This window comes from Micromonospora sp. WMMD964 (assembly GCF_029581455.1).
GTDB lineage: Bacteria > Actinomycetota > Actinomycetes > Mycobacteriales > Micromonosporaceae > Micromonospora.
In genome coordinates, this window is the sequence record NZ_CP120860.1 from 1,358,894 (window position 1) to 1,379,490 (window position 20,597).

22 protein-coding genes are annotated in these 20,597 nt (G+C 72.6%); 14 read left to right on the top strand and 8 right to left on the bottom strand.

Translation table 11 applies throughout. From position 1 onward, the window contains the following. Positions 1-54 precede the first annotated feature (54 nt). Positions 55-1,338 (top strand): benzoate/H(+) symporter BenE family transporter, encoded by a 1,284-nt coding sequence (locus O7616_RS06405; RefSeq protein WP_282306009.1) that lies wholly within the window; start codon positions 55-57, stop codon positions 1,336-1,338. Here the strand turns inward: O7616_RS06405 and O7616_RS06410 are convergent. The 4 genes from O7616_RS06410 to O7616_RS06425 form a co-directional block, all read right to left on the bottom strand. Next, complete coding sequence (locus O7616_RS06410) at positions 1,251-1,622, bottom strand: hypothetical protein (protein ID WP_282263217.1); 372 nt, start codon at positions 1,620-1,622, stop codon at positions 1,251-1,253. The two genes, O7616_RS06405 and O7616_RS06410, sit on opposite strands and share 88 nt — an antisense overlap. Positions 1,623-2,075: 453 nt before the next feature. Then, entirely contained in the window at positions 2,076-2,327 is a 252-nt protein-coding gene (locus tag O7616_RS06415; protein ID WP_088951051.1) for a hypothetical protein, read from the bottom strand. Between the two features lie 81 nt (positions 2,328-2,408). Continuing rightward, positions 2,409-2,882 (bottom strand): large conductance mechanosensitive channel protein MscL, encoded by a 474-nt coding sequence (gene mscL / locus O7616_RS06420; protein ID WP_088986829.1) that lies wholly within the window; start codon positions 2,880-2,882, stop codon positions 2,409-2,411. A gap of 39 nt (positions 2,883-2,921) precedes the next feature. Further along, positions 2,922-3,638 (bottom strand): FadR/GntR family transcriptional regulator, encoded by a 717-nt coding sequence (locus tag O7616_RS06425; protein ID WP_282306010.1) that lies wholly within the window; start codon positions 3,636-3,638, stop codon positions 2,922-2,924. A 179-nt stretch (positions 3,639-3,817) separates the two neighbouring features. Between O7616_RS06425 and O7616_RS06430 the strand changes: the two genes are divergently transcribed. After that, positions 3,818-4,963, top strand: a complete 1,146-nt coding sequence (locus O7616_RS06430; RefSeq protein ID WP_282307549.1) for an MFS transporter — start codon at positions 3,818-3,820, stop codon at positions 4,961-4,963. 13 nt (positions 4,964-4,976) lie between these two features. Here O7616_RS06430 and O7616_RS06435 read toward each other — a convergent pair whose 3' ends face one another. Next, positions 4,977-5,333, bottom strand: coding sequence for an STAS domain-containing protein (locus O7616_RS06435; protein ID WP_179781714.1), 357 nt, complete (start codon positions 5,331-5,333; stop codon positions 4,977-4,979). A gap of 163 nt (positions 5,334-5,496) precedes the next feature. Between O7616_RS06435 and O7616_RS06440 the strand changes: the two genes are divergently transcribed. From O7616_RS06440 to O7616_RS06465, 6 genes are read left to right on the top strand one after another with little or no spacing between them, the layout of a single operon-like run. Beyond that, on the top strand, positions 5,497-6,357 hold the full coding sequence (locus O7616_RS06440) for an STAS domain-containing protein (RefSeq protein WP_282306011.1): 861 nt from the start codon (positions 5,497-5,499) through the stop codon (positions 6,355-6,357). Then, positions 6,357-6,767: an STAS domain-containing protein gene (locus tag O7616_RS06445; protein WP_282263210.1), complete on the top strand. Its 411-nt coding sequence runs from the start codon at positions 6,357-6,359 to the stop codon at positions 6,765-6,767. Before O7616_RS06440 ends, O7616_RS06445 begins: the two co-directional genes overlap by 1 nt. Then, positions 6,764-7,183 carry an anti-sigma regulatory factor gene (locus O7616_RS06450; protein ID WP_282263209.1) on the top strand — a complete coding sequence of 140 codons (420 nt, stop codon included), beginning with the start codon at positions 6,764-6,766 and terminating at the stop codon, positions 7,181-7,183. The genes O7616_RS06445 and O7616_RS06450 overlap by 4 nt, the downstream gene beginning before the upstream one ends. After that, positions 7,171-8,193, top strand: coding sequence for a SpoIIE family protein phosphatase (locus tag O7616_RS06455; RefSeq protein WP_282306012.1), 1,023 nt, complete (start codon positions 7,171-7,173; stop codon positions 8,191-8,193). The genes O7616_RS06450 and O7616_RS06455 overlap by 13 nt, the downstream gene beginning before the upstream one ends. Beyond that, positions 8,190-9,551 carry a sensor histidine kinase gene (locus O7616_RS06460; protein WP_282306013.1) on the top strand — a complete coding sequence of 454 codons (1,362 nt, stop codon included), beginning with the start codon at positions 8,190-8,192 and terminating at the stop codon, positions 9,549-9,551. Before O7616_RS06455 ends, O7616_RS06460 begins: the two co-directional genes overlap by 4 nt. Positions 9,552-9,564: 13 nt before the next feature. Then, positions 9,565-11,094, top strand: coding sequence for a SpoIIE family protein phosphatase (locus tag O7616_RS06465; RefSeq protein ID WP_282306014.1), 1,530 nt, complete (start codon positions 9,565-9,567; stop codon positions 11,092-11,094). Positions 11,095-11,097: 3 nt separating this feature from the next. Here O7616_RS06465 and O7616_RS06470 read toward each other — a convergent pair whose 3' ends face one another. Beyond that, on the bottom strand, positions 11,098-11,895 hold the full coding sequence (locus O7616_RS06470) for an AraC family transcriptional regulator (RefSeq protein WP_282306015.1): 798 nt from the start codon (positions 11,893-11,895) through the stop codon (positions 11,098-11,100). Between the two features lie 31 nt (positions 11,896-11,926). On the opposite strand from O7616_RS06470, the gene O7616_RS06475 reads away from it, so the two are divergent. The 6 genes from O7616_RS06475 to O7616_RS06500 all read left to right on the top strand — a co-directional run bounded on the left by O7616_RS06475 (position 11,927) and on the right by O7616_RS06500 (position 18,166). Continuing rightward, positions 11,927-12,508, top strand: a complete 582-nt coding sequence (locus O7616_RS06475) for a TIGR03086 family metal-binding protein (RefSeq protein WP_282306016.1) — start codon at positions 11,927-11,929, stop codon at positions 12,506-12,508. Positions 12,509-12,748: 240 nt separating this feature from the next. Next, a complete protein-coding gene (locus O7616_RS06480; protein ID WP_282306017.1) occupies positions 12,749-13,285 on the top strand; it encodes a PadR family transcriptional regulator in 537 nt (178 codons plus the stop codon). Further along, entirely contained in the window at positions 13,282-13,983 is a 702-nt protein-coding gene (locus O7616_RS06485; protein WP_282306018.1) for an ABC transporter ATP-binding protein, read from the top strand. Before O7616_RS06480 ends, O7616_RS06485 begins: the two co-directional genes overlap by 4 nt. After that, complete coding sequence (locus tag O7616_RS06490) at positions 13,980-15,512, top strand: FtsX-like permease family protein (protein ID WP_282306019.1); 1,533 nt, start codon at positions 13,980-13,982, stop codon at positions 15,510-15,512. The genes O7616_RS06485 and O7616_RS06490 overlap by 4 nt, the downstream gene beginning before the upstream one ends. Positions 15,513-15,626: 114 nt before the next feature. Beyond that, positions 15,627-16,040: a hypothetical protein gene (locus O7616_RS06495; RefSeq protein WP_282306020.1), complete on the top strand. Its 414-nt coding sequence runs from the start codon at positions 15,627-15,629 to the stop codon at positions 16,038-16,040. Further along, positions 16,037-18,166, top strand: a complete 2,130-nt coding sequence (locus O7616_RS06500; protein WP_282306021.1) for a bifunctional polysaccharide deacetylase/glycosyltransferase family 2 protein — start codon at positions 16,037-16,039, stop codon at positions 18,164-18,166. The genes O7616_RS06495 and O7616_RS06500 overlap by 4 nt, the downstream gene beginning before the upstream one ends. 25 nt (positions 18,167-18,191) lie before the next feature. On the opposite strand, the gene O7616_RS06505 is transcribed toward O7616_RS06500, so the two are convergent. Both O7616_RS06505 and O7616_RS06510 read right to left on the bottom strand, forming a co-directional pair. Next, positions 18,192-18,368, bottom strand: coding sequence for a hypothetical protein (locus tag O7616_RS06505; RefSeq protein ID WP_282306022.1), 177 nt, complete (start codon positions 18,366-18,368; stop codon positions 18,192-18,194). A 76-nt stretch (positions 18,369-18,444) separates the two neighbouring features. After that, on the bottom strand, positions 18,445-20,541 hold the full coding sequence (locus O7616_RS06510) for a S9 family peptidase (RefSeq protein WP_282306023.1): 2,097 nt from the start codon (positions 20,539-20,541) through the stop codon (positions 18,445-18,447). Positions 20,542-20,597: the final 56 nt, after the last annotated feature.

The window sequence follows — 20,597 nt, forward strand, 5'->3', positions numbered from 1 at the left end:
CGACTATGGTGCTACACGTTGTCGTTCCGTAAACGGAACAGTCGGGGGAGTCGAATGGCCGGACGTGTGCAACCACTGCTGGCGGGTGTGGTGACCGCGCTGGTCGGCTTCGCCAGCTCGTTCACAGTCGTCCTGGCCGGGCTCCGTGCGGCCGGCGCGTCGGACGCGCAGGCCGCCTCCGGGCTGCTCGCCCTCTGCGTGGCGTGCGGGCTCGCCGCCGCCTGGCTGGGCTGGCGGCACCGCATCCCGATGAGCGTGGCCTGGTCGACACCCGGCGCGGCGCTGCTGGTCGCGACCGGGCCGCCCCCGGGCGGATGGCCGGTCGCGGTGGGCGCCTTCCTCGTCTCCGGGGCGCTGATCGTCGCCGCAGGGCTGTTCCCGCCCCTCGGCCGCGCGGTGGCCGCCATCCCCAAGCCGGTGGCCGGTGCGATGCTCGCCGGGGTGCTGCTGCCACTGTGTACGGCCCCGGTCCGCGCACTGGTCGAGCTGCCCCTGGTGGCCGGCCCGGTGGTGGTGGCCTGGCTGGCGCTGCACCGGTTCGCCCGCCGCTGGGCGGTGCCCGGCGCGCTGGTGGTGGCGGTGGCGGCGATCGCGGCGACCGCACCGCCGGCGGGCCTGACCGCTGCCGCGTTGGTCCCGTCGGTCACGCTGACCATGCCGGCCTGGGACGCGTCCGCGCTGGTCGGGCTGGCCCTTCCGCTGTTCCTGGTCACCATGGCCGCGCAGAACGTACCCGGCATGGCCGTGCTGGTCGGCTACGGCTACCGGCCGCCGTTCGGCGCCGCCCTGCGGGCCACCGGCCTGGCCAGCCTGCTCGCCGCCCCGGCCGGTGGGCACGCGGTGAACCTGGCGGCGATCACCGCCGCGCTCGCCGCCAGCCCCGACGCGCACCCCGACCCGGAGCGCCGGTGGATCGCCTCGATCACCGCCGGGCTCGGGCTGGCCCTGCTCGGCTTGGGTGCCGGAGCGGCCACCGCGCTGGTCGCGGTCGCCCCACCGATCCTCATCGAGGCGGTCGCCGGGCTGGCCCTACTGGGCGCCCTCGCGACCGCGCTCGCCTCGGCGGTGGCCGATCCGGCGACCCGGGAGGCCGCGGTGGTCACCTTCGTGGTGACCGCCTCCGGGGTGACGCTGATCGGGGTGGGCGGCGCGTTCTGGGGCCTGGCCGCCGGTTGCCTGATGCTGCTGCTCTTCCACCGCCGCCGCCTCCCGCCCACCGAGCCGCCGGCCGACGGGCCAGGGCCGGCGGATCACTCCTCGGGGGGTAGGTCGGCCACGCCGACGGCCAGGAGGACCCGACCGTCGGCCACCGACCCGATCCGGTCGGCCGGCACGTAGACCGCGCCGGTACGGGTCAACTCCGTCGACACCTTCAGGTAGCCGCTGTGCAGCAGCCGCGCGGCCAGGTCGGCCGGGACGTCCGGCTCCTCGACCGCGGTCGACTCGATCAGCTCGTCCAGGCTGCTGCCCGGGTCGGCGGTCGAGGTCTGGACGGTCACCGCGTTCGGGTCGCCCCGCTGGACGAGGTCCACCGTTCCGACCTCGGTGCCGGCTGAGTCGATCACCGGCATCCCGGTGGTGATCCGCGAGATGGTCGCCTGCTGCGCGTCCTGCTGGTCCATCACATCGCGGTTCCCGGGTCGGCGCGCCGCTAAACGCCGTACCCCGCCACCCCGCCGGACGCTCAGCCAGCCCGGCAGTCCGGTCCGCTCCGGGCCGACGCCGTGCCTGACCGGCCGAGCTGTGCATGGGCCGGCCGACGCCGTGCAGGGGCGGGCTGGGCGGCCGTGTCGGGCGGGTCGACACCGTGTGGGCTCGCGACACGCCGTGCCTACGCTCAGGCGGGCTGGATGGACGGCCGGGCGGCGGCCGCGCTGGAGAGCGATATGACTCTGAGTCATAAAAATGCCTCAGAGTCATATCGTTGAAAAGTGCTACCGGCTCCCGGCGCGGGACGCCGCGGGTGCCGGGTAGCCGGGTGCCGGGTGCCGGGTGCCGGGTGCCGAGGGTGCCGGGCCGTGACGGCAGGGGGCGTCGCAGCGGCCGCCCGGCCGGGCCTGGAGCGGTGAGCCCGCTCAGCTGTTCGGGAGGGTCCAGCTGCCCGGCGGGCGGGGGGACAACTCCCGCCAGGTGTCCGGGCCGTCGAGGAGAGCCCGGACGGTGTCCTCGGCCTCGTCCGCACTGCCGTACTCGTAGAACCGGGAGATGCCCTCGGCCCCGCCGGCGCGCTGCTCGACGTGCCACCGGTCGGCGTCGACCCGCAGGAAGACGTCCCGCCGGGCCAGCCTCCCCCACTTCCCGTTCCACCAGTGCTTCCGCTGCTCCATGGCGGGACTCTATCGAACACACGTACGAGAAGATGCGGCCCCTGCGGGATTCCCACAGGGGCCGATGTGCATCCGATCGAGTCAGCGCTGCGTCGGCGGTTCCGTCCGGCGGCCCAGCACGTCGTCCAGCGCCCCACGCTGCTGACCCGGGGTGGTGTGGCCGGCGGAGACCAGCGCGTCCCGGATCTCGGTGAGCAGCTTGACCTCCTCACTCGGCGCGGCAGGCGGCGGCTCCTCGCCCCGCTTGCGACGCTCGGCCAGCCGGTTCATCGGGTAGACGACCAGGAAGTAGAGCGCCGCCGCGGTGAGCAGGAAGGTGATCACCGCGTTGACGAAAGCGATCCAGTCGAACGCGATGCCGCGGAACTCGGGCGCCGTGCCGGCCAGGCCCTTGTCGCTGCCCGTGATCAGCAGCACGATGACCCGGATCAATGGTTCGAGGAACGACTTGGTCAGCTGGGTGACCACGCCGGTGAACGCGGCGCCGATGACGACACCGACCGCCAGGTCGACGACGTTGCCGCGCATGATGAAGTCTTTGAAGCCCTTGAGCATCCGTACTCCCGAGGTGTCCGCTTTTCTGTCGGGGACAACCTATGCCCGTTCGGCGGGCTCCAGAAAAGCGCCGGCTTCGAGCGCCGCCCGGCCCGGGTCGCCGGCCCGGATCGCCTCGACCAGTCGGCTGTGGTCGACGTAGCGCTCCGGGGTGAGCGCGTCGCCCATCGCCTGGGCGACGGTGCTGCGCAGGGCGCTGCCGACCGAGGCGTACAGCTCGGCGAGCATGGTGTTGTGCGCGGCGGCGACCACCGCCGTGTGCAGCGCCGCGTCGGCCTCGACGAACGCGTCGACCCGGCCGTCGTGCCAGGCGGTCTCGCGGGCGGCGAGGGCGCCGTCGAGCGCCGCCATATCCTCCGGGGTACGCCTCAGCGCGGCGAGACGTGCGGCCTCCACCTCGAAGGCGCGGCGTACCTCGATCACCTCGGTCATCCGGTCGTCGCCGAGGCGGCGGGCCACCACCGGGGCCAGCTCGTCGGTGGAGACCACGTACGTGCCGGAGCCCTGCCGGCACTCCAGCACCCCGGCGTGCACCAGGGCGCGAACCGCCTCGCGGACCGTGTTGCGCCCCACGCCCAGCGCGGCGACCAACTGCGGCTCGGTCGGGATGCGCCCGCCGACCGGCCACTCACCGCCGAGGATCCGGGCCCGGAGCTGCTCGATGGTCTGCCGGACGCGGTGGCCGCGTGGCGGCACGGCGGGCCGCCCGCGTGGCGGTGCCGGGGGCGCGGAGGAGGAATCGACCGAGGGTGGCACTGGTTACAACACCGGGCCTAAATTCATCCCATGATTGTAGGTTAGAGGTCATGACCCCGCCACCCACCGCCGCTCCGGCGCCGCCCGCCCCCGTCGCCGTCGACACCCGCCCGGCGGAGGGCCCCGGCGAGCCCCGGCGGACGCATCCGGCGACCGGTGGCGCGCTCGTGCTGGTCGGGATGCTGCTGGTCGCCGTCAACCTGCGTGCCGTGGTGACGAGCCTCGGCGCGCTGCTCGACGAGGTACGCGACGGACTGGGCCTCTCCGGCGCGACCGCCGGTCTGGTCACCACCCTGCCGACCATCGCGTTCGCCGGTCTCGGCGCGCTCACCCCGTGGTTGGTGCGCCGGGTGGCACCGGCCCGGGTGCTGGTGGTCGCGATGTCGGCCCTGGCCGTCGGTCAGGTGCTCCGGGTCGTCACCGACTCGACCTGGATCTTCGTGCTCACCAGCGCGCTGGCGCTGTCCGGCATCGCGGTCGCCAACATCCTGCTGCCGATGCTCGTCAAGCAGCACTTCCCGCACCGCACCGGCCTGGTCACGGGCGCGTACACGATGGCGTTGACGGTGGGCACGACGGTGGCCGCCGCCACCGCCGTGCCGATCGCGCACGCCTTCGGGTCCTGGCGGGCCGGGCTCGGCATCTGGGCCGCGATGGCCGCGGTGGCCGTACTCCCGTGGGTGCCGCTGGCGCTGCGGACCCGGACGGGCGCGCGGCGGACGACCCCGACGACCGCCGCGCCGACCCGGGTCCGACCGGCCCGGACCCGGCTGGGCTGGGCGATGGCCGTGTACTTCGGGGCGCAGTCGCTCAGCGGGTACGCGATCATGGGCTGGTTGGCCCAGCTGTTCCGCGACGCCGGCTACCAGCCCGAGTCGGCCGGGCTGCTGCTCGCCGGGGTGACCGCGCTCGGCGTGCCGATCGCACTGCTGATGCCCACCCTGGCCGGTCGGCTGGGCAGCCTGCGCCCGCTGGTGCTCGGCCTGACCACCGCGTCGGCGCTCGCCTACCTGGGGCTGGCGCTGGCTCCGCACGGCGCCGCGCTGCTCTGGGTCGCGCTGCTGGCCGTCGGGCAGGGCGCGTTCCCGATGATCCTGACCGCCATCGGCCTGCGCGCCCGCACCGCCGAGGGGACCGTCGCGCTCTCCGCGTTCGCGCAGAGCACCGGATACGTGATCGCCGCACTCGGCCCGCTGATGGTCGGCATCCTCTACGAGGCCACCGGCGGTTGGACGGCCCCGATCGGGTTCCTGCTGGGCGCCCTCGCCGTGCAGACCACGGCGGGCATGGCGATCGCCCGTCCCCGCTACGTCGAGGACGAGTGAGGAACGGCAGCGGTCAGGAGGAGGCCGGCGTCGACTCGCCGGCGACTGCCTCGTCCACCGTCGGGTAGGTGTGCAGCACCTCGACCAGCCCGCTCACCTCGAGGATGCGCAGCACCCCGCGCTGCGGCGCGGCCAGCCGGACCACGCCGCCGGCCTCGTCGCAGCTGTTCTTGGCGCGGACGAAGACCGACAGACCGGTCGAGTCGCAGAACGAGACATCCGCCAGGTCGAACACCAGCCGGCTACGGCCCTTGTCGAGCAGGTCGGTGATCTGGTCCTGCAGCTGCGGTGCGGTGGCCATGTCCAGCTCGCCCGCGACCGACACGACGACCACATCGCCGCGTTGTTCCGTGTGCACCGTCAAGGACATTCGCCAGACCTCCTGTTATCGGGGGAACGGTATCCCACGACGGGGGGCGAACGCAGAACGGGAGCCGGGATCCGGTGGCCATCGTCATTCCGTTGCTACGGGGCAAGTAGTTGATCGGGCCCCGGTGATAGAGTCCGCCCGGTCCAGGTCAAGGGGGTTCGAAATGGCGTTGAGCACCGAAGAAAGTGATCGGCTCGTCGCGCTGCTCGGCGGGCAGGCCGACCGGGTCACGGCTCGGTGGACCGAGATCGTCACCAGTTCGTTGCGAGGCCGGCTCAGCCAGGCCGAGCTGCGCCGACAGGTCCAGGAGTTGCACCGCGCCATCGTCACCACCGGCGAGCAGGGTGCCGTCGACCTGTCCGCCGACCACGCCGCCGAGCTGCGCGCCGCGCTCGCCGAACTGTCCCGTGGCCGGGCCCGGCAGGGCTTCTCCGCCACCGAGACCACGATCAGCGTGTTCGCCCTCAAGGACGTGCTGGCCGAGCTGATGCAGGAGACCGGCGGCGCCAACGCGCTACACGACTTCGTCGCCTTCTCCAAGCTGGTCGACGACATGGGCCTCTACACCTTCGAGAGCTTCGTCCGCACCCGGGAGAGCCTGATCGCCGACCAGGCCGAGCAGCTGCTCGAACTCTCCACGCCGGTGGTCAAGCTCTGGGAGGGTGTGGTGGCCGTCCCGCTGGTCGGCACGCTGGACTCGGCCCGGGCTCAGGTCGTGATGGAGCGGCTGCTGCAGACCCTGGTCGACACCGGCTCCCCGTACGCGATCATCGACATCACCGGCGTGCCGGCGGTGGACACCCAGGTCGCCCAGCACATCCTGAAGACCGTGGTGGCCGCCCGGCTGATGGGCGCCGACTGCATCATCTCCGGCATCCGTCCGCAGATCGCGCAGACCATCGTGGCGCTCGGCATCGAGTTCGGCGACATCGCCACCAAGGCGAGCCTCGCCGACGCGCTGCGCCACGTGCTGCGGCTGACCGGGGTGGAGACGGCCCGTCGCCAACCGCGTCGGAGCAACTGATGGAACGCGTACCGATCCTCAAGATCGGCGAAATCCTGCTCGTCTCCATCCAGGTGGACATGTCCGACCAGACGGCGGTCGCGCTCCAGGAGGACCTCGCCGAGCGGATCGTGGACACCGGCTGCCACGGCGTCATCATCGACATCACCGCGCTGGACATCGTCGACTCGTTCGTCGGCCGGATGCTCTCCACCATCGCGTCGATCTCCAAGGTGCTGGACGCGGAGACGGTAGTGGTCGGGATGCGTCCCGCCGTCGCCATCACCCTTGTCGAACTGGGGCTGTCGCTGAACGGCATCCGTACCGCGCTGAACGTCGAACGCGGCATGGAGTTGATCGCGGCGGCCCGCGCCGACGAGCTCGACGACCAGCTCGACGACGATCCGGACGCCGAGACGGCCACGCCGTGACCGCGGGCATCGACCTGGGCCACCCGCAGGCGCAGTCGGTTCGCAGCGACGAGGACGTGGTGCGCGTCCGGCAGTTGGTCCGGTCCGTGGCGGTGGCCGTCAAGCTGTCCCTGGTCGACCAGACCAAGGTGGTCACCGCGGCGAGCGAGTTGGCCCGCAACACCCTCGTCTACGGCGGCGGTGGCTCGGTCGAGGTGGCGACCGTGGACAACGGTCGGCGCAGGGGCCTCCGGATCGTCTTCGCCGACTCCGGGCCGGGCATCGCCGACCTCGACCTGGCCCTGACCGACGGTTACACCACCGGCGGTGGCCTCGGCCTGGGCCTCAGCGGGTCCCGTCGCCTCGTCGACGAGTTCGAGATCGAGACCTCGCCGGAGACCGGCACCCGCATCACGGTCACCAAGTGGTCCCGGTGAACGCCGAGGCGGTCGCCGACAGTGGCATCTGGTTCCGGGTGGAGGCCAGCAGCGCGGCGAGCGCCGTCCGGCGTGCCGCCGAGCGACTCGGTGCGCAGGTCGAGATCGGTGAGATGCGTATCGCCGACCTGGCCATCGTCGCGGCCGAGCTGACCAGCAACCTGGTGAAGCACGCCGACGACGGTGTGCTGCTGCTGCGGCCGGTGCGTCGCGCCGGGCAGGCCGGGGTGGAGCTGGTGGCGATCGACTCCGGGCCGGGCATGGCCGACCTGACCGTCTCGTCCCAGGACGGGCACTCCACCACCGGCACGCTCGGCATCGGTCTGGGCGCCATCGTCCGGCAGGCCAGCTGGTTCGACGGATACTCGCTTCCCGGCCGGGGCACCGTCTTCGCCGTGCAGGTCTGGCCGGCGGAGCCCGCGCGGCCCTCCTGGGCCGGTGCCCTCACCCGGCCGATCACCGGCGAGACGGTCAGCGGCGACGGGTACGCCGTCCGGGTCGCCGACGGGCGGCACCAGGTGTTGGTCAGCGACGGCCTGGGGCACGGCCCGTTGGCCGCCGCCGCCACCGAGGCCGCGCTCGCCGCGTTCCGCACCGCCCCGGCCGGTCCACCAGCGGCGGTGATCACCCACCTGCACCGGAGCATGTCGCACACCCGTGGTGCCGCGCTCGCGGTCGCCGAACTGACGCCGGAGGCGGGTGTCCTGCGCTACGCCGGTCTGGGCAACATCGCCGGTGCGATCGTGGAGGAGAACGGCCGCCGTCGTGGGCTGGTGTCGCTGCCCGGCATCGCCGGCCACCAGCGCCCGGCCATCCGGGAGTACGACTACCCGCTCGGTCCGGGTTCCCGGCTGGTGATGCACAGCGACGGGGTGGTCGACCGTTGGCGGCTGGAGGACTACCCGGGTCTGGCGGAGCGTTCCCCGCTGGTCATCGCGGCGACCCTCCTGCGCGACGCGGGCGTGCGACGCGACGACGCCTGCGTACTCGTCGCGAGGTCCTGGGCATGACCCGCGACCCGGCCGTGCAGCCGCTGCTCGCGATGGCGCTGCGGGTCGAGCAGGACATCTTCGTGATCCGTCAGCGGGGCCGCGAGGTGGCCGCCGTGGTGGGCCTCGAACACCAGGACCAGGTCCGCGTCGCCACCGCGCTCAGCGAGGTGGCCCGGGACCTGCTGGGCACGACCGGCGGCGCGGACGTCACCTTCCACGTCGACGCGGGTGCCGACGGCCGGTACCACCTGCGCGCCGACCTGGCTCCGGTGACCCCGCTGCCGGACGGCCGCTACGAACCGCAGTCCGGTGCGGTGTCCCGGCTGGTCGACACGTTGAGCGTGTCGACCGTCGACGGGGTTACGGTCGTGAGGATGTCCCGACGAGTCCCGGCCAACGCGCCGATCCCGACCCCGGAGCGGTTGGCCGAGTTCCGCAGCGAACTCGGCAGTATCGCCCCGGCCAGCGCTTTGGACGAGTTGACCGTACAGAACGGTCAACTCATCGCCGCGCTCGACGAGGTACGCAGCCAACGCGACGAGCTGGCGGTGCTCAACGAGGAACTGGCCGAGACCAACCGTGGTGTGCTGGCGCTCTACAACCAGCTCACCGAGGAGCTGGAGGAGACCAACCGGGGGGTCGTCGCCCTCTACGCCGAGCTGGACGAGAAGTCGGCCCAACTGCGGGCGGCGAGCGAGTCGAAGAGCCGGTTCCTCGCCAACGTGAGCCACGAGCTGCGCGCCCCGGTCACCGCGATCATCGGGTTGGGGCGGCTGCTCACCGACTCCGCGTCCGACCCGCTCACCGACGAGCAGGGCCGGCAGGTCGACCTGATCCGGTCGTCGGCGGCGGACCTGCTCAACCTGGTCAACGAGCTGCTGGACCTGGCCAAGGCGGAATCCGGGCGGATCGAGCTGGACCTGTCGGACGTCGACCTGCGCCCGGTCTTCGGTCAACTGCGCGGCACACTGCGCGCGCTGGCCACCCGTCCGGAGGTGGAGTTGGTGGTGGAGGAGCCGAACGCCCCGGCCCTGCTGCGTACCGACGAGGTGCTGCTCGGTCAGGTGCTGCGCAATCTGCTGCACAACGGGTTGAAGTTCACCGAGCGCGGCGAGGTGCGACTGCGCGCCCACCAGCAGGGCGACCGGTGGACCTTCGAGGTCAGCGACACCGGGCCGGGCATCGCGCCGGAGCTGCACGACCGGATCTTCGAGGAGTTCTACCAGGTGCCGGGCGCCACCCGGGTCGGCGGCACCGGCCTCGGCCTGCCGTACGCCCGACGGTTGGTGACGCTGCTCGGCGGCACGCTGGAGTTGACCAGCGAGCCCGGTCGGGGCAGCACGTTCCACGTCTCGCTACCCGTCGGCGGAGCGTGACGGCGTGGACGGCATGCCGACGACCGTCCTGGTGGTCGATGACAGTCGTACCAAGCGCTACCTGCTGGTCAGTTGGCTGACCCGGGCCGGTTTCACAGTGCTGGAGGCCGAGAACGGCGCCGAGGCGTTGGCGCGGGTCGAGGTGGACCGGATCGACCTCGTCGTCCTCGACGTCCGGCTGCCCGACCTCAGCGGCTACGAGGTCTGCGAACAGATCAAGGCCCGTCACCCGGCGATGCCGGTGATCCACGTGTCGGCGCACGCCGTGGACGTCGCCGACCGGGCCCAGGGGCTGACCCGGGGCGCGGACGCGTACCTGACCGAGCCGATCGAGCCGGAAGAGTTGATCGCCACCACCCGGGCGGTCCTGCGCTACTACCAGGCCCGGCAACGCGCCGAACTGCTCGCCGAGCGGCTGCTCGGCCTGGCCGACACGACAGTGGCGGTGCACGCCGCGCCGACCTTCGCGCGCCTGCTGGAGGCCGCCGCCGAGGGTGCCGCGCAGATCTTCAAGAGCCCGGCGGCGGTGATCGCCGAGACGTTCGACGGGGACTGTCTCGCCGGGATCTGCGCCGGCCCCGGCGCCCCGGCCTCGGTGGTGCCGTGGGTCGTCGACGACACCGGTGTGCCGACCGGCTCCACCGTCCGGGTGGAGGCTCCGGCGGACTGGGCGCTGGTTGACTGGCCGGCGGGCGACACGGTGACTGTCGCCGCCGCGAAGCTGCGCGAGGACCGGGCCCCGCTCTACGTGGTGGTTCCGACCGCCACCCAGACCGCTCGGACCCCGGTGCTCGTGCAGCTCGCGCAGGCGGTGGCCGCGGCCGTGGAGGCGCAGCGCTCGTTCGACGAGGAGCACCGGATCGCGGTGACCCTCCAGCGCAGCCTGCTCCCGCGCGGCCTGCCCGACGTGGCCGGGCTGGACATGGCGGTGCGCTACGAGCCGGCCAGCGCCCAGACCGAGGTGGGCGGCGACTTCTACGAGCTGGTGATGCTCGACGGGCACCTGCTGCTGGCGATCGGGGACGTGGCCGGTCACTCGCTGCACGCGGCGACGGTGATGGCCGAGCTGCGGCACGCGGTGCGGGCGTACGCCGTCGAGGGGCACCAGCCCGGCGAGATCCTGCACCGGGTCAACGAGCTGATGCGCACCCTGCTGCCGAACGAACTGGCCACGCTCTGCGTGCTGCTGCTGCACCCGCCGACCGGTCGGGTCCGGCTGGCCAGCGCCGGGCACCTCCCGCCGGTGCTCAGCATGGACGGCAAGGTCGAGTTCGTGCAGCACTCCGCACCGCTGCTCGGCGTCCGGGCGCCTCGCCCGCCCGACCTGGAGTTCGTGCTGCCGGCCGGGGCGACGCTGGTGTTCTACACCGACGGGCTGATCGAGCGGCGGGACGCGACGATCGACGAGGGGTTGGCCGCGGTCGCCGCGATCTCCACCACCGTCGACGACGACCTGGACCGCTTCTGCGCCCGCCTGCTGGTGGAGTTGGCCCCGCCGGAGATCCAGGACGACGTGGCCGTCGTCGTCCTGCGCCGCCGCTGACCGTCAGCGCACCGACCGGGCGTACGCGGCGGGGGACACCCCGGCGACCGTGGTGAAGTCACGCACCAGGTGGGCCTGGTCGCTGTAGCCGAGGTCGGCGGCGAGGTCCGCCCAGCTCGGTGGGGTGCCGGCAGCCTGTTCGACGGCCTCCTGGAGCCGGTAGCGGCGGATCACCCACTTCGGCCCGACCCCCACGTACTCCAGGAAGAGTCGCTGCAACCGGCGGACCGGAACGTCGTGCCGCGCGGCGAGGTCGTCGACCCGCAGCACCGTCCGGTCGGTGCGGACGGCCTCGGCCAACACGATGGCCTGCTCGGCCGCCGGGTCCGGTCTCGGCCCCCAGGCGGTGAGCAGGCTGTCCAGGGCAGCGCAACGCTCGTCGTCGGTGCCCGCGCACACCGCGCCGGGCGGCATCGTCAGCCGACCGGTGGGCAGCGGCACCCGCCGACCGGTCAGCTCGCTCACGGGTCGTCGCCAGAACGTCTGGAAACCGCCGGGGCGGAACTGCACACCGCAGACGCGGCCGGTGCCGGTCAGCGTGACCCGGAACAGGTCGAGGCCCACACCGGCGACCTCGCCGTACTCGGGCCCGTCACCGTCCTGCCGGAACACCACATTCACCGCCGGGTGTGGCACGACCCGCTGCTCGAACGGTGTACGCAACGCCCAGTCGATCAACCAGTAGTGCTCGACCCAGTGGCGTAGCGGCTCCGCCGGCAGGTGCCGCTGGAAGCGCACCTCGCGCAGCATGCGCGCGGGGTCGAGAATGCCCCGGCTGTCGCCACGCGGTCGCTGTCGCATTTGTTCAAGACCACCCTCATACGCTGGCCCTATGACCACTCAGACTAGCGATCTGCTGGCGGCTGCCGCGCCGCGAACCGTCGATGTGGTGCGGGGCATCACCGACGACCAGCTCGACCTGCCCACGCCCTGTCGTGACTACCTGGTGCGGGACCTGCTCAACCACCTCTTCGAGGTGGTGGTCAACTTCCAGGGGCTGGCCGCGAAACACTCGGTGGAGTGGGCCGAGAAGCCCGACCACCTCGGTGACGGCTGGCGGGACCGGTTCGAGGTGGAGACCGATCGGTTGGTCGCGGCGTGGTCGGATCCGTCCACCCTGGAGGGTGTGTCGCCGGGCATGGGCATGCCGCAGGCCGTCGTCGGCGGGATGGCCCTGCTGGACCTGACCGTGCACGGCTGGGACCTCGCCGTCGCCACCGGCCAGTCGTACCAGCCTGCCCCGGAGGCGGTGGCCGAGCTGCACGGCCTCGTCGAGCAGTTGGCCCCCACCGCCCGCAAGATGGGCGTCTTCGCCGACCCGGTACCCCACCCCACCCCGACCGACCACCCCGACCTGGCCCACCTCCTGACCCAAACCGGCCGCACCCCCACCTGGCCCACCCCAACCCCCTAAAAGCCCCCAAACCCCCCGCCCCCCCACCCCCACCCCCGCCCCCCACCCACCCCCCACCCCCACCCCCACCCCTCGTTCCGGTGATCAAGAGGTTTGCGTCAGATTGCGGCGCGTTCTTGACGCAAACCTCTTGATCACCGAGGGCCGGGGGCCGGGGGGTTGGGGGCCGGGGGCCGGGCGTGGGGGCGGGCTGGGGTGGGGTTGTTGACTTGGGTATTCGCTGGGTGAATAGTGGGTGGCGTGTCTACGCCGCATGTTCTGCTCGGGTTGTTGGCTGCCGGCAGCCGGCACGGTTACGAGCTGAAGCGTGCGCATGACGAGCGGCTGCCGAGAGCCCGGCCGTTGGCCTTCGGGCAGGTCTACGCCACCCTGGGTCGCCTCGAACGGGACGGCCTGGTGGCCGCCGCCGGGCAGGACCGCGCGGGCGGGCCGGATCGCACGGCCTACGCACTGACGGACCGGGGCCGGGTCACCCTGGACCAGTGGCTCGCCACTGTGGAACCACCCATGCCGTACGTGGCCAGCACGCTCTTCGCCAAGGTCGTGGTGGCGCTCCTGGTCGCCGACGTCGACCGGGCCCGGTCCTACCTGATCGCCCAGCGCGCCGCGCACACCGCACGTCTGCGTGAGCTGACGACGGTGAAGGCCGACCCAGCCGCCACCCTCAGCGATGTGGTCGCCGCCGACTTCGCGATCTCCCACCTCGACGCGGACCTGCGGTGGTTGCACACCACCCTGGGCCGGGTCGCCGACTGGCACCGGGAGGTGCACCCGTGACGCAACTCCAGGCTCGCGGCGTGGTTCGGGCGTACGGCCCGACACCCGCGCTACGCGGTGTGACGCTCGACGTGGCCGAGGGCGAGATCGTCGCCGTCACCGGTCCGAGTGGCTGCGGCAAGTCGACCCTGCTGCACTGCCTGGCCGGGATCCTCCGCCCGGACGCGGGCGAGGTGACCTGGCGTGGGCAGCGCATCGACACCTGGTCGGAGGCGGCCCGGTCCCGGCTGCGGCGCACCGAGTTCGGGGTGCTGTTCCAGTTCGGCCAACTGGTGGCCGAGTTGACGGCGGCGGAGAACGTCGCCCTTCCCCTGCTCCTCGCCGGCACGGGGCGGCGAGAGGCACGGACGGCGGCACTCACCTGGCTGGAACGGTTCGGGGTGCCCGAGGTGGCTGATGTCCGGCCGGGTGAGATGTCCGGCGGTCAACAGCAGCGCTGCGCCACGGCACGGGCGCTGGTGACCGAGCCTCGGGTGCTGTTCGCGGACGAGCCGACCGGGGCACTGGACACGCTCACCGGCGAGCAGGTCCTCACCCAACTGGTCCGGCTCGCCCGTGAGCAGCGCACCTCCGTCGTGCTGGTCACCCACGAGCCGCGGATCGCCGCGTACGCCGATCGGGAGATCGTGCTGCGTGACGGCCTGGTCGACCACACCGGCCTGGGGCTCGACGTGCCGATGGTCGGCGGCGCGCGGTGAGACCGGCGACGCTGGTCCGCCTCGCGCTCGCCGGGAGCCGCACCGACGTCGCCCGGGTGGTGCTGACCGCCCTCAGCGCCCTGCTGGCGACCCTGGCCGGGCTCGCGGCGCTGACCGTGCTGGCCATCCCCACACCGCTGGCGACGGACGAAAACCCGAACAGGTGGTCCGAGCAGTACCACAACGCGCTGCTCGAACAGCCGGGGCTGCGCGGCGGGACGGCGTTCGCGCTGCTCATGCTGATGGTTCCGGTGCTGGCGCTGGCCGGTCAGTGTGCCCGGCTCGGCGCACCGGCGCGGGACCGGCGGTTGGCCGCGATCCGACTCGCCGGGGCCACGCCCGGTCAGGTCACGAGGCTGGCCGTGCTGGAGACCGGCCTGGCCGCCCTGCTCGGCACGCTCACCGGGCTGGGTGTCCACCTGGTCGGCCGCGAGCTGCTGCACCGGCCGGACGCGCGAGGCCAACTGGCCCTGCCGACCGATGTGATGCCGTCGCCCGGGGCGGTGGCCGCCGTGGTGCTCGGCCTGCCGGTCGTCGCCGCGCTGGCCACCGTGCTGATGCTGCGTACGGTCACCACCACCCCGCTCGGGGTGAGCCGTAAGGCGGCCCGCGAACGCGGCCCCCGGCCGTGGGCGGGTTACCTGATCGGGCTCGGTGTGGTGTCGTTCGCGGCGGTCCGCCCGGTGTACGACCGGTTCGGCGACAACACCGCGATGCTCAGCCGGCTGGTGCCGCTGATGTTCGCGGTGAGTGCCCTCGCGGCGATGATCGGAGTGGTGATCGGCACCGGCTGGATCTCGTACCACTGCGGGAAGCTGATGCGGCGATACGCCCGTCGGCCCCCGGCCCTGCTCGCGGCGGGCCGGTTGATGGCCGACCCGTGGGCCGGGAGCCGCACGTTCGCGGCGCTGCTCGCTGCCCTGATCTTCGGCGGGGGTGCGGCCGCTCAGCGCGCCTACTTCGCCACCCAGGACCAAGTCGACCGGGAGCAGAACCAGCTCGTCGGCGGGGCCGAGGTCCGCGACTCGTTCTACCTGTCCACTATGGATCTGGTCGACGCCGCGGTGGCGGTGGCCGTCCTGATCGCGGCGGGCGGGCTGATCGTCGCGCTGGTCGAGGGGATCGTCGCCCGGCGGCGGGCGTACGCCGCGTTGGTCGCCACCGGTGTGCCCCGCGCGGCGCTGAGCCGCTCGGTGGCCTGGCAGGCGTTGGCGCCGGCCGTGCCGGCGATCCTGCTCGCGCTCACCGTGGGCACCCTGCTCGGCCGAGGGCTGGTCACGGAGGTGTCCGCAGGAGGCGGGTCGGAAATGATCTGTGAGGCCACCGCGGCGCTCTGTGCCGACCCGGCCACCAGCGGGCAATACACCCGGATCGTGCACTTCCCCGAAGTTCAGCGAGCCGTTCCCGTACCCCTGGAGCACCTGGCCTGGCTCGGCGCTGGTGGGCTGGTCGCGGTGCTGGTGACGGTCGGCGTCGGCCTGCTCTTCCTGCGCGCCAGCACGGCGGTGGACGAGCTGCGCACGACCTGAGTCGATGTAACACCGCAGGTGGCGGTACCGCTGACTGCACCGGAGGCCTGGCCCGTCGGGTCTCCGGTGCCCGGGACCGGATGGTCCCGGCGTGGCGTCGGTAGGAGACCGCAGATGCACAGTCAGTCGGGGTCGACCCCGCCGGTGTTCGTCGACCGCACCGGGCGGCGCCGTCGACTGACAGTCATCGCCGGCACCACGGTGGGTCTCGGTCTGCTGACCAGCCTCGCACTGGTCACCGCCGGGATCTTCCTGGACACCTCGGTGCCGCTGCCCGGCTGGTCGGACACCCCCCGGCAGACCCGTCCGCTGGAGGCCGGCGTCGACGGGATCAACCAGCCCCGGGTGGTCAGGTCGCCGTCGCCGTCGCCCCGCACCTCGACGCCTCCGCCGCGGCCCACCCCGACCGCCGACGATCGAACGCCGGTCACGGCTACCGGAGCGCCGTCGGCCACTGACCGGCCGGGGCGTGGCGACGAGCACCGCAACACCGCGAAGCCGACCCGGTCGCCGGGGAAGCCGCAGTGACGAGGCCGCGACACGTCGCCCGGCGTGACCCTCGCGCGCACTGGCTGTTGCTCCTGCTCGGGTTGCTCCTGCTGTTCGCGGCGCTCACCGTGAACGGTCTGGTGACAGGTCTCACCGGCGGGTCCGGTACGCCCGCCGCCGGTGACCAGCCGGCGCGGGGAGTGCCGGCCGCCGCCGGTTCGGGCGGTCCGGTGCTGCGACTGGACCAGGCCGAACCGGCGACCCGGGCGCTGCCGGACCGCACCATCGCGTTGACCTTCGACGACGGGCCGGACCCGCGCTGGACCCCGCAGATCCTCGACATGCTGCGCCGACACGGCGCGCAGGCCACCTTCTTCGTGGTGGGTGCCCGGGTCAACGAGCACCCGGAGCTCGTGCGGCGGATTCTCGCCGAGGGCCACGAGATCGGGTCACACACGTTCACCCACGCCGACCTCGCCACCGTGTCGCCGTGGCGGCGCGACCTCGAACTGTCGTTGACCCGGAAGGCCGTCGCGGCGGCCACCGGCCGTGAGGTGACGCTGTTCCGACCGCCGTTCTCGTCCGTGCCGGCCGCCCTGACCGACCCCGAGTACACCGCTCTGCGCGGCGCGGCCCAGGCCGGTCACGTGGCGGTACTCGCCGACCTGGACACCAAGGACTGGCAGCGCCCGGGTTCGGAGCAGATCGTCCGAGCGGCGACCCCCAAGCAGGGGCGTGGGGCGGTGGTGCTCATGCACGACGGCGGCGGTGACCGGGCGCAGACCCTCGCCGCGTTGGACCGGCTGCTGCCCGCGTTGGCCGATCGCGGCTACCGGTTCACCACCGTGTCCGCCGGTATCGACGCCTCGCCGTCGATGGTCCCGGCGAGTTCCGGCGCCCGGTTGAGCGGCACCGCGCTCCGGTGGACCCAGACCGGCGCCCGCTGGTCCGCCGGGGTGATGAACGTGCTGCTGGCCACCGCGCTCGTGCTCGGTGTCGCACGCCTTGCGGTGCAGGTGTTCTGCGCCCAGCGGCACGTCCGCCGGGTCCGACGTCCCCGACCGGGCCGGCCCGAGGTGCGGGTACCCGTGTCGGTGATCGTCCCCGCGTACAACGAGGCGGCGAACATCGCCTCCACGGTCCGGTCCCTGATAACCAGCGCGTACCCGGCGTTGGAGGTGATCGTGGTGGACGACGGGTCCGACGACGGCACCGCCGACATCGTCGAGCGGATGCGGCTGCGCGGCGTACGCGTGATCCGGCAGGCGAACGCCGGCAAGCCGGCGGCGCTGAACACCGGCATCCGGGCCGCCCGGGCGAACCTGCTGGTGCTGGTGGACGGGGACACCGTGTTCCAGCCGGACACCGTCCATCGGCTGGTCCAGGGTTTCGCCGACCCGTCGGTCGGTGCGATCAGCGGCAACACCAAGGTCGCCAACCGGCGCCGGCTGCTCGGCCGGTGGCAGCACCTGGAGTACGTGATCGGCTTCAACCTCGACCGGCGGATGTACGACGTGTTGGAGTGCATGCCGACCATCCCCGGCGCGATCGGTGCGTTCCGTCGTGAGGTGCTGCTGCGGGTCGGCGGGGTGCCGTCGGACACCCTGGCTGAGGACACCGACCTGACCATGAAGGTGCTCCGGGCCGGCTGGCGGGTGGTCTACGAGGAGTCGGCCATCGCCTGGACCGAGGCCCCGTCGTCGCTGCGTCAGCTCTGGCGGCAGCGCTACCGCTGGTGCTACGGCACGATGCAGGCGATGTGGAAGCACCGGCACGCGTTGCGTGAGTCGGGTGCCGGCGGCAAGCTGGGCCGGCGCGGCCTGCCGTACCTCACTGTGTTCCAGATCGTGTTGCCGCTGACCGCCCCGGCGGTCGACGTGTTCGCCGTCTACGGCCTGCTCTTCCTGCCCTGGTCGACCCTCGCCCTGGCCTGGGCCGGACTGCTGTTGCTTCAGGCCGCCACCGCCGGCTACGCGCTGCGCCTGGACCGGGAACGGTACGGCCCACTGTGGGCGCTGCCGTTGCAGCAACTGGTCTACCGGCAGTTGATGTATCTGGTGGTGGTGCAGTCGGTGGTCACCGCGTTGATCGGCAACCGGCTGCGCTGGCAGCGGATGGCGCGTACCGGCGAGGCTGCCGCGCTGGTGGGTGCCGGTCGCGTGTGACGCCCTGCCGCGACGCGCGGGCTGCTCAGGTCGGGGCGTGGAAGAGCCCGGCGGACCAGGAGATGAACAGCCCGACGGCGGCCGAGCAGCAGCAGACGAGCAGTGCGGCGGCGACGACGGCGAGGATCATCCAACCGGACCTGCGCCGGGCCGCGCCCGGGGTGCCCGCATCGCCGGCCCCCTCGCCCGCCTCGTCGCTCACGTCGGAAGTCTAGGCGGGGCGGATCCACTCCGGGTCGGGATGTTCGCGGCATCCCGACCCGGAGTCGAGCAGACGGTCAGGCGCGGCCGATCCGGTCCAGGATCCAGGCGTTGATGAACGCCTCCTCGCGCCAGGCGTCGTAGCGACCGCTCGGACCGCCGTGCCCGGCACCCATCTCGGTCTTGAGCAGGTAGTCACCGTTCGGTGCGACAGCGCGCAGCCGGGCGACCCACTTCGCCGGCTCCGAGTAGAGCACCCGGGTGTCGTTGAGGCTGGTCACCGCGAGGATCGCCGGATAGTCGACGGCGGTCACGTTCTCGTACGGCGTGTAGGACTTCATGTACGCGTACACCTCGGGATCCTCCAGCGGGTTGCCCCACTCCTCCCACTCGGTGACGGTCAGCGGCAGCGACGGGTCGAGGATCGACGTGAGCGCGTCCACGAACGGCACCTGCGCCACGATGCCGGTGAACGCGTCCGGCGCGAGGTTGGCGACAGCGCCCATCAGCAGGCCGCCGGCCGAGGCACCCCGGGCTACCAGCCGGTCGCTGGCCGTCCAGCCGGCCTTGACCAGGTGCCGGGCGCAGGCGACGAAGTCGGTGAAGGTGTTCTTCTTGGCCAGCAGCTTGCCCTGGTCGTACCAGCGTCGACCCAGCTCACCGCCGCCCCGGGTGTGTGCCACGGCGAAGACCACGCCCCGGTCCAGCAGGGACAGTCGGGCCACCGAGAACCACGGGTCCATGCTGGCCTCGTACGAGCCGTAGCCGTACAGCTCGCAGGGCGCCGAGCCGTCCCGGGGCGTGCCGACGCGGCAGACCAGCGAGATCGGCACCCGGGTGCCGTCGTCGGCGAGTGCCCAGTCGCGGTGCTGCTCGTACTCGGCGGGGTCGTACGGCCGGCCGTCCGGGCCGGGCAGCACCGGCTTCTGCTTACGCAGCACCATCTGCCTGGTGACCAGGTCGTAGTCGTACACCGAGTCGGGGGTGACCAGGGAGGAGTAGCGCAGGCGGACCTGCCCGGTGCGGTACTCCGGGTTGGCGTCCAGCCCGACGCTGTAGAGCGGCTCCGGGAAGTCGATGTCGTACGAGTCGTCGCTGCCGACCGGCAGGACCCGCAGCCCGGTGAGGCCGTCGGTGCGCAGCGACACCACCAGGTGGTTGGCGAAGGCGTCCACGGACTCCAACCGGGTGCCGGGGGAGTGCTCGATCACCGGCACCCAGTCGCCCGGTGTGTCCGCCGAGGTGAACGCCAGCGCGAAGTCCTCCGCGCCGTCGTTGTGCAGGATGAGGAAGCGGTGCCCGTGGTGCTCCACCGCGTACTCGACGCCCTGGCGTCGGGGGGCGATCACCGCGGGCGCGCCGGCCGGGTTGCCGGCGGGGATCACCAGCACCTCACTGGTCACCTTGCTGTGGATGTCGATCAGGATGAACTTCTCCGAGCGGGTCAGCTCCACGCCGACCCAGAACCGCTCGTCGTCCTCCTGGTGGACCACCACGTCGTCGGCGGCGGCCGAGCCGATGGTGTGCCGCCACACCCGGTTCGGCCGCCAGGCGTCGTCCACCGTCACGTAGAAGAGCACCGAGGCGTCGGACGACCAGGCGGTGCCGTAGAAGGTGTCGGGCACCTCGTCGGGCAGCAGCTCGCCGGTGGTCAGGTCCTTCACGCGCAGGGTGAACCGCTCGTCGCCGGAGAAGTCGGTGGAGTAGGCCAGCCAACGGCCGTCCGGGCTGACGTCGAACGCGCCCAGCGAGAAGAAGTCGTGCCCCTCGGCCAGCAGGTTGCCGTCGAGCAGCACCTCCTCACCGTCGAGCGGGGCACCGTCGGCGCTGACCGGCGGGTCGGTCTCACCGTCGCGGACCGCGCGGCGGCAGTGCACCCCGTACTGCTGCCCCTCGACCGTCCGGGTGTAGTACCAGTGCCCGCCCTTGCGGGTCGGCACGGACAGGTCGGTCTCCCTGGTCCGCCGGCGGGTCTCTTCGAACAACGCGGCGCGTAGGTCGGCCAGGTGCGCCGTGCGCGTGTCGGTGTACGCGTTCTCGGCGGTCAGGTAGGCGATTGTCTCCGGATCGTCCTTGGCGGCGAGCCAGGCGTACTCGTCGATGACGGTGTCGCCGTGGTGGGTGCGCTCGCTGGGCACCCGCTTCGCCGCGGGCGGGGCAGTCTCGGTGGTCACGGCGGCCACGTTACCGGCCGGTGCCCGATGTGCGCCGGACCAGCGGCATCCTGATA